The sequence below is a fragment of the Sulfuricurvum sp. PD_MW2 genome, from assembly GCF_002633015.1.
Classification (GTDB): Bacteria; Campylobacterota; Campylobacteria; order Campylobacterales; family Sulfurimonadaceae; genus Sulfuricurvum.
Map to the genome: position 1 here is coordinate 1 of NZ_NSIU01000001.1, position 14340 is coordinate 14340.

Annotated in this window: 10 protein-coding genes; 3 read left to right on the forward strand and 7 right to left on the reverse strand. The window is 40.9% G+C overall.

Annotated features, from left to right (window positions below):
- Window positions 1-83 precede the first annotated feature (83 nt).
- From CJD30_RS00005 to CJD30_RS00035, 7 genes are all read right to left on the reverse strand, one after another.
- Window positions 84-707, reverse strand: coding sequence for a hypothetical protein (locus tag CJD30_RS00005; RefSeq protein WP_294914982.1), 624 nt, complete (start codon window positions 705-707; stop codon window positions 84-86).
- A 111-nt stretch (window positions 708-818) separates the two neighbouring features.
- The gene (locus CJD30_RS00010; protein ID WP_294914984.1) at window positions 819-2636 is read right to left on the reverse strand and encodes a citrate/2-methylcitrate synthase; all 1818 of its coding nucleotides are present in this window, start codon (window positions 2634-2636) and stop codon (window positions 819-821) included.
- Window positions 2637-2646: 10 nt separating this feature from the next.
- Entirely contained in the window at window positions 2647-3963 is a 1317-nt protein-coding gene (locus CJD30_RS00015; RefSeq protein ID WP_294914986.1) for an ATP citrate lyase citrate-binding domain-containing protein, read from the reverse strand.
- Between the two features lie 91 nt (window positions 3964-4054).
- Complete coding sequence (locus CJD30_RS00020) at window positions 4055-5242, reverse strand: hypothetical protein (protein WP_294914988.1); 1188 nt, start codon at window positions 5240-5242, stop codon at window positions 4055-4057.
- Window positions 5239-5808 carry an aminodeoxychorismate/anthranilate synthase component II gene (locus CJD30_RS00025; RefSeq protein WP_294914990.1) on the reverse strand — a complete coding sequence of 190 codons (570 nt, stop codon included), beginning with the start codon at window positions 5806-5808 and terminating at the stop codon, window positions 5239-5241. Before CJD30_RS00025 ends, CJD30_RS00020 begins: the two co-directional genes overlap by 4 nt.
- Window positions 5809-5817: 9 nt before the next feature.
- A complete protein-coding gene (mqnE, locus tag CJD30_RS00030; protein WP_294914992.1) occupies window positions 5818-6879 on the reverse strand; it encodes an aminofutalosine synthase MqnE in 1062 nt (353 codons plus the stop codon).
- A 51-nt stretch (window positions 6880-6930) separates the two neighbouring features.
- Window positions 6931-7869 (reverse strand): GGDEF domain-containing protein, encoded by a 939-nt coding sequence (locus CJD30_RS00035; RefSeq protein WP_294914995.1) that lies wholly within the window; start codon window positions 7867-7869, stop codon window positions 6931-6933.
- A 132-nt stretch (window positions 7870-8001) separates the two neighbouring features.
- Between CJD30_RS00035 and CJD30_RS00040 the strand changes: the two genes are divergently transcribed.
- From CJD30_RS00040 to CJD30_RS00050, 3 genes are all read left to right on the forward strand, one after another.
- The gene (locus CJD30_RS00040; RefSeq protein WP_294914998.1) at window positions 8002-10509 is read left to right on the forward strand and encodes a DUF294 nucleotidyltransferase-like domain-containing protein; all 2508 of its coding nucleotides are present in this window, start codon (window positions 8002-8004) and stop codon (window positions 10507-10509) included.
- Between the two features lie 2 nt (window positions 10510-10511).
- Window positions 10512-12326: a glutamine--fructose-6-phosphate transaminase (isomerizing) gene (gene glmS / locus CJD30_RS00045; protein WP_294915001.1), complete on the forward strand. Its 1815-nt coding sequence runs from the start codon at window positions 10512-10514 to the stop codon at window positions 12324-12326.
- Between the two features lie 105 nt (window positions 12327-12431).
- Window positions 12432-14270, forward strand: coding sequence for a GGDEF domain-containing protein (locus CJD30_RS00050; protein WP_294915003.1), 1839 nt, complete (start codon window positions 12432-12434; stop codon window positions 14268-14270).
- The last annotated feature ends 70 nt before the right edge of the window (window positions 14271-14340 follow it).

Below are 14340 nucleotides of genomic sequence, written 5' to 3' on the forward strand. Positions count from 1 at the left end.
GTGGACGGGAATTATAGGGGAAATTAACAATAATGTCAAGACCTTTCCTAAAGAATTTGTATAAAAGTGAAAATTTTCACTTTTTAGTTGTAAACAACCGATACATAACCTGTTTCCGGTTGTATGGTTAAGGTTGCATTTTGATCGCTGGCACCGTGTTTTATCTTCATTATACATGGCTGAGTAAGGTATTTATAGTATCGATCATTCGGGTCATATGAAACATCGCCATAAGGTCTTCCTAAATTATCGAATGCTATTTTTCCCCCTTGACCTAATTTGCAGTTTGCTGAAAATGCCATTTCGGTTATTCCAAATTTACCTGTTATATTGACATCTTTATTATCAGGCAATCCAACCCCACTACTCCCATTGCCTAAATTTTTATGTGTTAAAGGATCTATAGCCTCTTCATTGCTATCTGAATTGGTCTCTTGGTCTTGATCGCTAAAAACTTCGTAATAGTATCTGCCTTGATAAATACGAAACCATATTTGCCAGTTTGAAGAAAACCATGTTGAATTTTTATCATTGTATTTATCATCGATCATCGCAAGGTGTTGTGTATAACGTATATGTCCGGCAATTTGTTCAGTTGCTTGTTGTAAAGGGTTTGTTGATAAATTCGGCATAGCCAAAACAGCAATAATTCCTACCACAATAATAACAAAGACCAGTTCTAACATAGTAAAAGCAAAACGTTTCATCAGTGAAACCTTTTAATAAAACAAAATATATTTAAAATGATTATAACAAAAAAGAAGAAAGATAAGAGAGAAAAGTATTACCTCCCGCAAAAGCGGGAAGTCAATGAAAGATTAAATTTCGTCAGCAAGCTCGACATTATAAAGAATATCATCTGTAGGATGACGGTACATTGGCATTCCAAGACGTTTTTCATCCAATATATGACCGATAAATCCGATTGATCGACCGACAACGAAGAATGCATTCAACGCACCCGCTTCGATGAAACCATCGATTTCATCTTCAGAGTACCCAAGAGCACGCCACATATCAACCATCAAAATACCGATTGTACCATCAACGTTCAAGATAAGGTTATCTTTTTTAGAGGTGGTCAATTTTTCAACTTCAAGAGCGAAATCAAGCAACGGAGTACTTGGGAAGTACTCAGCAGCGTATTTTTTCAATCCCGATACACGAAGGTCTGGGTTACGAACCGATTTAATACGGTGACCGATACCAGAGATCGTTTTTCCCTCTTTTTTCATATAATCAATAAACTCAGCCGGAGACATTCCACGGTCATTTGCATATTTGAAATATTTTGCCGCATCATCAATCGCTCCGCCAAAACGTGGTCCGATTGTCAAAAGTCCTGTTACAAGTGAACTGATAACATCTTTTCCTGCACGTGCAGTAACTTTTGCATTGTGTGCACCCGAAACAGCCGGACCGTGGTCAGCAACAGTTTTGATAACCGTTTCAAGATAATCGGTAGCCCATTTTGGATAACGTTTTTTGAACCAAAGAAGTGAGATAACATCACCGATACCAAAACCGGTATCCGGAGTTGCAACCGCACTGATCGGGTAACCTGCATACGTTGCTTCATCACCGCGATCATCAGAAATCGTACAAATGAACTCTTTTTTACGGCGTACTTTTGGTACCGCACGAAGTTCAGGCTCAGCGATTTCTCCGATAACTCCCTCTGCACGAAGTTTTCCATAGACTTCAGCAATCTTACCTGGAAGGTCATTGAAACTTGTCGGTACATAAATACCTGCTGCAGCCATCGCTTCATTTTTTGCTGCTGCGGTTTCTGCATCCGCATTTGCCGAAGCACCCGCGTGACCGAATTGAACACCAGAGCTAAAATGTTTTGCAATGGTACCGATACACCATGCAATAATCGGTTTGGTGATTTTGCCCGATTTCACTGCCTCGATTACTTTGTACTCTTCTGTACCGCCTACTTCACCCAAAAGAACCATATATTTTACTTCAGGGTTACTCTCCATACGAAGAAGGTTGTCGATAAATACTGAACCGACAAAACGGTCTCCACCGATTGCAACACCCTCAGCGATACCGTCAGCGTTGATACTGATAATATTTGAAAGTTCATTGAACAAACCGCCCGAACGGGTTACAAGTCCACATGAACCTGCGCGGTGCAGTTTAGAGTTGATAATATTTTCGATTGTTCCACCGACGTTTGCAATTTTAAATGCACCCGGAGCGATACCGCCGACGGTTGCCGGTCCGATAACAATGACACCGGCATCACGCGCTGCTTGATTCATTTTACGTGCCATACGCTCAGGAATACCTTCGGCAGTTACCATGATTGATTTGAATTGTCCTTTTAGTGACAACGCTTCCATCGTAACATCATATGCTGTACGAAACGATGCGAAGTTCAATAAAACGTCTGCATTCGGGAACGCCGCTGCCGCATCTTTTGTATTACGGTAAACCGGAACCATAATTTCATCCGGACCGTAGAAAAATTTCTCGAATTTATTTCCTGATGTCGGAGCTACGATCGCTGCAACCGAAGGCTTCGTACGATTGATAACATAATCGTAATCCAACATACGTTGGATAGCGCTTGCATTGTTGTTCCAGAAAATCGCTTGTGTATCTTTTGTAAATAGAGCACCCATTATTTTCTCCTTATTTCTCTAAAGCCATACGTACGATATCCGTTACGTGTGTTTCTGGCCCATAAACTTCGATATAGAGACCTAAACGGTCTGCCGCTTCTTTAATATCTTTGAGACCTTTTTCATAGTTCGGTCCGCCACGACGTACATAAATACGGGTATTGTGTTCTTTCATACGATCCGCATACGTTTCGAATGACTGGATAATACCGGTAAAGGTTTTCGCAACATCCGTAAAGTTTGCAATCGCTCCTCCGATAATGAGAATTTTGTCACGCCCTTTAGGATCTTTATGACGCGTCATCAAATCCAAAACAGTATCCGCATAGAATTTTGTTTCACCCGTAGTCGGTCCACCAGAATACTCACCGTAGTTGGCAAGATCAGCGACGTTTCCTGAGAGATCAGCAATCGTGTCAGCATAAACAACCGATGCTCCACCGCCCGCTACCATCGTCCAGATACGCCCCATAGGATTGAGAATGGTCAATTTCAATGAAGCACCCGACTTTGAGTCCGCTTCTGCGATTGCTTTTTCTTCCGGCGATTGATCTTCCATACCAAAAGCGGTAGGGAATTCAGCATCACACCATGAATCACCCATCATAAATCCGGCAGTATCATCAAGACGTGCGACAAGGTCAAGAATATGCATATCGTTACCGATCATAACGATTGGGTTAATTTCAAGATAAGCAAAATTCAAATCACGGTAGAATTTGTAAAATTGCTCTGCAAATGCAATAAAACGCTCTTTATTTTCAGCCGGGATGCCTGATGGAACATTGGCACGGATCAAATGTGCGATATTTGCATCATCCATTGTAATAGGGATGTGAACTTCGTTAACTTTCTCTTCCCATCCCTCTTCAACTTCCATACCGCCCTCAGCAGATAGATAAAGAACATCGTCTTCACCGACGGTTGTTGCTGAGATATAGTACTCTTGATCTTGAGAGTGCGGAGTGAACGGCTCAACAATGAAATGGGTCAATGTTCCGTGTTGTCCGGAAAGCAAAGTTGTTTCATGTGAAATTTTTTCGTCAATCCATTTTGCTGCATCTTCGAGAGTTACATCACCCGGTTTATTGGTACGAAATAATACAAGATCATTTTTACCTCGTTTTCCGAACAACATATCCGGTTTTGCAACAAGCGCTTCTTGTTTCAACCATTCAAAACCATGTTTTTGCGCACATGCACGCAATTCATCCCCATTGGTAACCAATACCGATTTGAAACCATAATGAAAACCACTAAAGTATTTTTCCCAATGTTTTGAGAAAATTGCTTTACCGTCGTATTCACGAATCGCTCTTTGAGCCATTGCAACTCCTTCGAAAATCTATTTACGAAAATTATATCATCTCTAAGGAATTTGATTGTTATCTATACGCTATGGAATGAGAATATAGCATCTATTTGTGTATTTTAGTAACATATATAAAATATATTGGCTTTCCAGTGTAACTTATTGTAACTTTCTTACTTCCTCTTGCAGCTTTTTCACTTAAACGATAATTCTCGCACTGTGTGATACCGTAAAAACGCAGACGTAATTGCAGCTTATCATTTTCTGCATCAACACAGTGAATATTGTTTTTGTGCAATTGATGAGAAAGCTCTTTGGCTATATGCATAGGATATGAAAAATGGCGCATAGGATTACTAAGAAAATGGTAAAGATAGTGATTAAAGAAGACTGCCAACGCATTGGCAATCAACAATGTGAATGCACTGTAAAATAAAAATCGATATCGTTTTCTAAATTCACGTAACCGGACACGATACGTATGGAAAAAAGTTTGTGCGGCAAGCGGCAACGCTATAAGCAAATAAGGGGCAAAACTTTGGACCTCTACCTTTTGACGAAAAGAGAGAAGCAACGATACGATGAATGCGCTCATTGATATCATCCAGATCACATCCCATTCTCGGGCAATCATCCGACGATACAACACATAAAAGAGATAGATAAACACAATCGGAGAAAAAATAGCGGTATAGACTCCTAGTACATCTAAAAATCGACTCTCCGGCAACCCTCCGATATGAATTCCGTAAACGTAAAGAGAGATGACTAATGCGATAAAACCGATAAAAGAGCTCACATAGTCTTTACGATATATTCCAAAAAGTATCAATCCAAAGAAAAGATACACGAAAGACGGATCAACAAGAATCATAAAAGGGAGCAATATCAACGCATACCGCTCAAATCTGATATACAGATAGACAAAAAGAAATAACAGCGTAATGATCAAGCCTGCATTATCAACAACCAAAGCAGCGCTAGTGACACCGGGAAGAAGGACATAAATAAGGACAATCCACAATCGATCACTCGACCGTGAGACATAGTGTTTTGATATACTATAGAGCAATACAACCGATAGCAGATGCAATCCAATCATCGGAAGACGGAGAGCATAATCGTTTTGACCAAAAATGTGCAGGGAAGAGGTTATCAGTGAACCTAAAAAAGAAAGATGATCCGAATAGATGATCTTCGCTTCGTTGTAACTTATGGAGAGCCCTTTAATCTCCAACAATAGAACTAAAAAGTTAATTCCTAAGAGTATTAGGAAAAGGGCTCTTTCTCTCATAATTTCAAAAAGTTGTTCAGTATCTCATGTCCGAATTCACTCATAATCGATTCGGGGTGAAATTGAACACCGTAAATCGGCTTGTCTTTGATTTCCAATGCCATAATTTCATGATCATCTTCGCTGAACGCAGTCGGAATAATCACATCGGGAAGATTTTTCTGCTCGACAATTAATGAATGGTAGCGAGTTGCCGTAAATATCTCCGGCAATTTATTGAAAATCGGAGTTTCTCCCTCCCGTACCATTTTTGATGTCTTACCATGCATCATTCGATTTGCCCGTACGACATTGCCCCCAAATGCCTGTGCAATGCTCTGGTGTCCCAAGCAGATCCCGAAGATCGGAACTTTATCGGCAAAATGACGAATTACGTCAAGAGTTACCCCTGCATCATCCGGAGTTGCAGGTCCCGGAGAGATAATAATCTTCTCAGGATGAAGAGCTTCGATCTCCTCAACGCTCATCTCATCATTACGGATAATTTTAAGGTCAGCTCCCAATTCTAAACAATACTGAACAATGTTATAGGTAAAGCTGTCATAGTTATCAATCATTAAAATCATTACAATTCCTTACCATGCTTTGATCGTATTATACAAGCTATCGCGCTCAACAGGAGCAAATCCGCTGTTCTTAATCAGGGCAACAAACTCTTGAAGATTGACACCATGAGCACTTTTCGCACCGGCAGCCGAATTGATCGACTCTTTTTCAATCGTACCATCGAGATCGTTTGCACCGAATTCTTGTGCTACAAGTGCTAAATTTACCGTAGATGTCACCCAGTACGCTTTGAGATTGGGAACGTTATCCAAGACGATACGGCTTATTGCCATCGTCTTGAGAATCTCATGTGCGGTAATAGCTTTTTTAACATTAAGATAGTTATTCTCCGTCTGATATACCAGTGGGATAAAGCAGTTAAAGCCCCCTGTGCTATCTTGCAAATCACGGATTCGCATCATATGATCGATCCGATGACGTCGTTCTTCAACATGCCCAAAAAGCATTGTAACGTTACTTTTCATCCCTCTCTCATGCCACTTGCGGTGGATATCAAGCCACTGCTGTGAAGTTACCTTCCCTTTACAGATATAATCGCGTACGGTCTCGTCAAAAATTTCCGCACCGCCGCCCGGCATTGAATCGACTCCGTACTCGATCATCAAATCGAGTATATCATCGTAGCTTTTTCCATACTCTTCGGCGAGAAAATGGACTTCTGCCGCCGTGAGGGCTTTGACATGAAGCTGCGGATGGCGTTCCTTGATTTTTTTGAATACTTCAAGATACCACTCTAATCCTGTATCGGGATTGTGTGCGGAGACAATATGCACCTCTTTGATATCCCGAGACACAATATCATCCGTAATCGCTAAAATCTCTTCATGACTCATTGCATAAGGGTTGGGATTTTTACGGCTTGCGCTGTAGGCACAGAATTTACACACGTCTTTACAGATATTGGTCGGGTTGATATGGCGGTTGATATTAAAATAGGTGCGCTTGCCGTGTAACGCCTTACGCCGTTCATCGGCCAATTCACCGAGAGTAAAGAGGTCCAAATCATACAACGCAACGGCTTCTTCTGCACTCAAGCGCTCATGATTTTTTACTTTATCGATCAAATTCATGTAAAATCTTTAACTGCTTATTTTGACGCGCATTATAGCAAAAGAAATAAATTACCAGTCAAATAACATTGTGCAGTTTTTATTTGATTTTTTCGCACAATACAATGCTTTATCGGCACGCTCAATTAAAGAGTCAAGGGTATCCCCTTGTTTATGAACCGTTACACCGGCACTAACGGTTACATGCACATTTTTCCCGGCATAAAGAAGTTTGCTCTGCTCTATCTTGGCACGTATTTTTTCCGCTACCGACTGTGCTTGAGAGACATCACATCGATTTAAAACAATTGCAAACTCTTCCCCGCCGTAGCGATACACTTTATCTGCGGTTCGTATCATTGATTTGATGGTTTGAGCAATAAAAAAAAGGACTTTATCCCCTGCGACATAACCGAATTCATCGTTCAAGAATTTAAAATTATCGACATCTATCATGATTAGGACCATCGAAAGCGGTTTACTTGCTCCCGCTTCGATGGCAGGTTCAATATCTTCCATAAACCCTTGACGGTTCCCTACTTTTGTCAACAAATCCGTTGTCAGTGTGGCACGAGCTTCCTGTAGATCATGATTCAATTCATCAATCTTGACTTGTGCTTTTTCAAGTTCAAGAACCATATTTTGGTGCAAAGCATTCAATTCTTCAATAAAGTTCACAAATTTTTCAGTTGAGTCTGAAGGGGCATTTTGAATATGCTGACGCTGTATTTCTGCAACCGAAGCAATTCCCGAATGTGACTCGATAAACGAAACAACCGAATTTTCAACCATATCGAGATATTTTCCGACATCGTCCTTGGAATCGCCGAGAATTTTCTGATCCACATTTTCTTGATCTTTGCGAAGAGCCTCATCGGCACTCTCCGCAAAAAGCTGATCAAAAAATTTCTTGTATTGTGAAGGATAGGGAGGAATTTTCATTGAACGCAAAATCCCCATCGCGTGATCATGAATCTCGACGACTTTCTGGTAATTTCTACTGTTATCCATACTAAATTTCCTCGCTTTGATGAAGATTGTAACATTTTTTTTCATCAGATTTAAACAATTGCCTTTTTTTTAAGCGACCTATTTTCTCAGAAAAAATGATTCTACGCTACAATAAAAACAAAAAGCAGTACTATGAGTATTACAGAACAAATAGAAGACCTCATCGAACGCAAAGCAAGCGATTTTGAGATATCGAAATTATTCAAATCCCATATTACCGATTATAAAAATTCTCTTGCGGAACTTTTTGAACGTAATCAAGGGAAAGATTTTCTTGTTATCCATACCAAAACTCTCGATTCCATCATTTCACAAATGTATAAAACGGTTCTACGCCGCATGTTTGGGAATTATCTCCCTATGCGCAGTAATATCCCCATCGCATTTATCGCATTGGGAAGCTACGGGCGTGAGCAGTTATGTGTTCATAGTGATATCGATCTCATGATTGTGTACGAAAAAAATGAAGGGTACAATACTGCAGCAATCATTGAAAAATTTCTCTATTTGGCTTGGGATGCAGGGCTTAAACTGGGGCATCGTGTCCATGATGTCACTGATTTACTAAGTGCATCCAAAGAAGATATAACTATCAAAACGGCAATGATGGAATCCCGCCTCATTATAGGTTCTCCCTTTACATGGAGTGCAACACAAAACCATCTTACCGCTATACGAAACAATGATCCCAAATCATTCATTATGGCCAAAATAGAGGAAGCCGATGTACGTCGCCAAAAATTTCCGTTCTCTATGCAACCGCATATTAAAGAGGGAGTTGGAGGGCTGCGAGATTCTCAACTGCTCTATTGGATTGCAAAAACAATTTATGGCGTCAATAGTTTAAAAGAACTCAGCGGTGAATTGTTCAGTGACGAACAGTATCGCGAGTATCGAATTGCACTCGAGCTGTTGTTTCGCGTCCGAAGTGCACTGCATCTGATCAGCGGAAAACAACAAGACCAGCTTGTACTCGATTATATGCCCCGTATTGCTCATATGCTAGGCTTTAGTGATGAACGCAAACTCGTTAGTAGACTCCTCGAAGCACAATGGCGTGTCAATAACTTCACACAGATCTATGTCAAAAAAATGGCGCGCCACTATCTTGTGAACGCAACCGATATTTCAACGCTTCGTGAAGGGAGAATTCAAAAAGGATTTTATCATGTTGATGGCACCTTGTATGCTTCCTATAACATAACACCGCCTCCGATAGACACACTCCTTGAGTTACTCGTGAATTTGGAAGATCGTGAATGGCATTTCGATTCAAGCGTCTTATTTCATTTCACATATACTCAGATCAAACATCCTCTAAGAGCAAAAACGTATCTATTGATGCGTAAACTTTTTGAACGAAACCATTTTTATGTGATTGCAAAACTGATGTACGATGCGGGGATCTTACATCAACTTATCGGGGCCTTTAAAAAAGTTCTCCATTTACCTCAATTTGACGGCTACCACCATTATCCGGTTGATTTACATTCTGTCAAGTGTATTGAAGCACTTGAATCAATACAAGATCCTTATGTAGAAGCACTGTATACTCCCCTCTCAGCCTCTGACAAACTGTTGCTTAAAACCGTCATTTTGCTTCATGATACCGGTAAAGGGCGAAAACAAGATCATTCGGAAGTAGGGGCAAAACTCATCGTCCCATTTTTAAAAAATCTCAAATTGCCGATCCATCAGCTAGAACGGGGTGCCTTGCTCGTTCGGCATCATGTTGTGATGAGCCATGTCGCTTACCGTGAAAATTTTTACAATGAAAAAACCCTCTATCAATTCATGTCCAAAGTTAAGACATCGGAAAACTTGACGCTTCTGTATATCTTAACCTATGCCGACATCAACGGTGTCGGAAACGGTACTTATACAAGTTTCGGTGCCAATTTGCTTCATGAACTCTATGATGCGGCACTTGAGATCTCTTCCCAAAACGATCGTATAACCGATGCTATTAAACGCGCGAACAAAGAGAAACGGCTGGTTCATGACCCTGAATTTATGCAGCTCTCTAAAATCGAGCAGAAAAAAGTGCTCTCCATCGAATCCAATTTGTTTTTCTTCAAAAATACATCAAGCGAAATCATTCAGATCTCAAAACAGGCATTTACCTGTAAATCATTCACCTATCAACTCAATATTGAGGGAGGTCTTGTTATCCATATTTTCCGACGTATCCCGCTGAATCTAGGCTATTTACTAGGAAAGCTAAGCTATTTGGATGTAGCTTCCATGGATATATTTACACTTTTTGACGGGATCAAATACTTTAAAATCGAATTTTTGCAGCGCCCACAAGAAGATACAATGGATCAAGTTGAAATCATCATCGAAGAAGCATTTGATATGACGAAAAAACTCACTCTCCCAAAACCGGTCATCAAATCAGATGAAATCACACTCGATTGTGATCACTCCATCCATTACGCACAGTTAAATTTAAACACAACAAATCAACGCGGTCTTTTGGCATATTTTGTCCAATTATTTGATGAAGCACAAATCAATATTGCCACCGCAAAAATCCATACCAACAAAAATATGGCTCGCGATCACTTCTTAATTGAAAAACAAAACAGAATGTGCGATAATGCGCGGGAAATAATTGCTAAATTAGTAGGAGAGTAACTATGTGCGGTATCGTCGGGTATATCGGGGTTAAGCCAGTTAAACAAATTTTGATCGACGGGCTTCGTGAACTCGAATACCGAGGGTACGACTCTGCCGGAATTGCCGTATTGCAAGAGGGGCATTTTTCCCTCTTTAAAGCAGTCGGAAAATTGGTTAATCTTGAAGAAAAAGCAAAAAGCTATGAAAGCACGGGCTTTTCTGTCGGTATCGGACATACCCGTTGGGCGACTCACGGCAAGCCGACTGAATTGAACGCACACCCTCATTTGGGACAGAACTCTTACGTTGTCCATAACGGTATTATCGAGAACTACCAGGAACTCAAAACGATGCTTACCGGGCACGGAATCCATTTTTTAAGCCAAACCGATACTGAAGTGATCGTCCATCTGTTTGAGTATCAACTCAAAACAGCATCCACACCGTTTGAAGCATTTGAACAAACACTCGCACAGCTCCATGGTGCCTATGCGATCCTTTTAGTCAATGCGGATACCGAAGGGACAATTTTCTTTGCGAAAAACGGCTCACCGATGATCATTGGACGCAATTCAGAGAATGAAACACTTTTTGGTTCTTCAGATGCGGCATTGATAGGGAAATGTCATGAAGTAATGTATCTCGAAGATGGTCAATACGGTTACGCTTCAGCAGATAAAATTGCACTTTTCAACGAAAGTCATCAAGAAATATCACTCCGTTTTACCCCTCTCTCTGAAAACAAACTCTCTGCCCAAAAAGAGGGATACCGCTTCTTTATGGAAAAAGAGATCTATGAACAAACCCGCGTTCTCGCTGATACTCTTTTGGGACGGTTGCGTGATGAGAGCGTCTACTTTGAAGAACTTGACAGTAACCTCTTTGATGGCATTAGAGAAGTCAAATTCTGTGCTTGCGGTACCAGTTACCATGCTGCGCTTGTGGCGAGCTACCTTTTCGAACGTCATGCCAAAATTAAAACGTCCGTTGAAATCGCCAGCGAATTTCGTTACCGCGAGCCGCTTCTCACTTCAGACACCCTCTTTGTCGTTATCTCCCAAAGCGGAGAAACTGCCGATACGTTGGAGAGCCTTAAAATGGCGAAACGCAATAACCTCAAAACCATGGTTATCTGTAATGTCGACAACTCTTCCATGGTGCGGTTAGCTGATGCTTCTATCCTCACCCGCGCGGGCATCGAAAAAGGGGTTGCATCCACCAAAGCATTTGCAACACAAGTATGTGTATTATGGATGTTGAGTCTCTATCTCGCAGGGGAAAAGAAAACACTCTCAACAGAAGAGATCAAACGTCAAATTCAGCTATTGCGTACCCTCCCCTCAACCGTTAATGTTGATACCGCATTGCATGAGCAACTGCGCAGACTTTCAAAACGCTATCTTCACGGGCATGGATTTTTCTTTATCGGACGCGATGTTTTCTATCCATTGGCACTGGAGGGAGCACTCAAACTCAAAGAGATCAGTTATCTCCACGCCGAAGGATACCCAAGCGGTGAGATGAAACATGGGCCTATCGCCCTTGCAGACCCTGAACTCTTCACCATAGCATTGCTGCCACAACATATTCTTTATGATAAAACCAAAAGCAATGTTGAAGAGCTCAGTGCACGTGATTCGACGATTTGTTCCATCAGTCCGCTCGATTTTGACAAAGCGGACGATCACATTCGTACTCTCAATAGAGAAGACTATATGCTTGAATTCTTCGAAATGATGGTTGTCTTACAGCTTTTATCGATGGAAATCGCTATCCGTCTTGGAAACGACGTCGATATGCCGCGCAATCTGGCAAAAAGTGTAACGGTCGAATAAACCGTTATACCTCCCCATACTTTCATCAAAATTTAAAAAATATTTAGATATTGTCTTTAAATTATTAATCTTCATTTTTCTCACTGTACTATAAGGTAATACAATATGAATGCAAATCGGAAAATACTCTTCATAGTCGCATTAATGCTCATCGGTCTTGCCGTAGCTACTATTACAAACGTTGCTCTCAACTTCCGAGATTACGGCTTTAACAATGCCGTTGAAAAATCAAAAATGACAGCGGAAATTGTTCGTGATGGACTAACGGCTCATATGGTCAACGGGATCATGGACAAACGTGAGTTTTTCCTCTCAAATATCGCCAATATCAAAGATGTTCAAAAGCTCTGGATCGTCCGTTCCGATAATGTTGTCAAACAACATGGAGAAGGGCTAGAAAACGAACACCCTCGAGACGAAATCGATAAAAAAGTTCTCAAAGAGGGGGTAATCATTCGTGAAATACATGAAGATGCACAGAACGCTGTTCTTCGCGTTACAATCCCTTATATCGCAACCGCCTATGGAAATCCGAACTGTCTTGCATGTCATAATGCCAAAGAAGGTGATGTTCTGGGTGCGATCAGTATGGAATTCAATATCAATGATATCCGACAAACGGGTGCTATGACCATTGCCAAAATCTTTGCAATCAATGTTGTCTTTATTATCATTGCTCTTTGGGTAACACACTATTATTTCAAACCATATATGAAACTGTTTGAAAACCTCCAAAACGGTATCAAACGTGCCCGTACCGGAGATTTTAGTTTCCGATTTACAACTACGCTCAAAGATGCCGGAAGTGAAGTGGCGGATCAAATGAATACCCTCTTTCAGAAAATGGAAGATACGTTCGGGGGAATTAAACACAATCTCAATACATTCGCATCACGCTCCAATATCTCGACATCGGATCCGCTGAGTACTGCCGGAGTTATCATTCAAGAGCTCTCGGATGTCTATAAATTTAAAAAGACCATCGAACACGATGCCAATAAAGATGCCGTTTATGAACGTTTTATCTTTATCCTAAAAGAGAAGTTCAATTTCAACCATTTCGCTCTTTATGAAGTCGACAAAACAACCAAAGAGCGCAAATTGATCTATATCACCGATCATAAAAGTTTTTGTCTTCCTGCGGTAGACAAAGATGCGAATGAGTGTCGTGCTTACCGAACAGCAAGCGATGTCTACTCTACCGACTTTCCGGATATATGTGTCAATTGTGCCGATAAAAAAGAGTATTCTTGTATTCCATTCAATATTAATGACGACTTGTCCTTAATCCTCTCCTATTCAGCCAAAGATGCCGATACCATTGAAACGATGAACCTTGCTCTTCCGAGTATCCGCAACTATTTCGAAGCGGCAAAAGCGGTTATTGAGAGTCGCACACTGATGGATAAACTCAGAGATTCATCCCTACGAGACGGTGCAACCGGTTTGTATAACCGCCGTTTCTTGGAGGAATTTATTGATAAAAGCTCTGAGCAAGCAGCCCGTTCCAACATCTCTTATGCCGTATTGATGATTGATATCGATTATTTTAAAATGGTGAATGATACCTACGGACACGACGCAGGTGATGTCGTTATCAAATCTCTGGCTGAAATCTTAGTGCATAACATCCGAAAAGCCGACTTGCCGGTACGGTATGGTGGAGAAGAATTCTTGGTATTGCTTCATAATACCACAACTGCCGGAGCGCTTGGTGTCGCTGAAAAGATCCGTATGCACTTTAATCAGAAGAAATTCCAATTCGGTCATGATACGGTTCAAAAAACGCTGAGTATCGGAATCGCCCACTTCCCATCCCAAGCTGATTCAATATGGAAAGTGATTAAGTTTGCCGATATCGCATTGTATGAAGGGAAACACACCGGACGTAACCGTGTTGTTGAATTCGAAGATCACATGTTTAATGGAGGAGATCAATTTTAATATTGACTCCTCATTGATTTCTTTCTATTAAAAAGAACAAGTGTTACGCTTCAAAGCATCCTCCACAATA

Bases quoted from the DNA above. Each gene is read 5' to 3' on its own strand.
- mqnE (WP_294914992.1), bottom strand. From the start codon at position 6,879: ATGAATTTGATCGATAAAGTAAAAAATCATGAGCGCTTGAGTGCAGAA.
- CJD30_RS00005 (WP_294914982.1), bottom strand. From the start codon at position 707: ATGAAACGTTTTGCTTTTACTATGTTAGAACTGGTCTTTGTTATTATT.
- CJD30_RS00035 (WP_294914995.1), bottom strand. From the start codon at position 7,869: ATGGATAACAGTAGAAATTACCAGAAAGTCGTCGAGATTCATGATCAC.
- glmS (WP_294915001.1), top strand. From the start codon at position 10,512: ATGTGCGGTATCGTCGGGTATATCGGGGTTAAGCCAGTTAAACAAATT.
- CJD30_RS00015 (WP_294914986.1), bottom strand. From the start codon at position 3,963: ATGGCTCAAAGAGCGATTCGTGAATACGACGGTAAAGCAATTTTCTCA.
- CJD30_RS00025 (WP_294914990.1), bottom strand. From the start codon at position 5,808: ATGATTTTAATGATTGATAACTATGACAGCTTTACCTATAACATTGTT.
- CJD30_RS00050 (WP_294915003.1), top strand. From the start codon at position 12,432: ATGAATGCAAATCGGAAAATACTCTTCATAGTCGCATTAATGCTCATC.
- CJD30_RS00010 (WP_294914984.1), bottom strand. From the start codon at position 2,636: ATGGGTGCTCTATTTACAAAAGATACACAAGCGATTTTCTGGAACAAC.
- CJD30_RS00040 (WP_294914998.1), top strand. From the start codon at position 8,002: ATGAGTATTACAGAACAAATAGAAGACCTCATCGAACGCAAAGCAAGC.
- CJD30_RS00020 (WP_294914988.1), bottom strand. From the start codon at position 5,242: ATGAGAGAAAGAGCCCTTTTCCTAATACTCTTAGGAATTAACTTTTTA.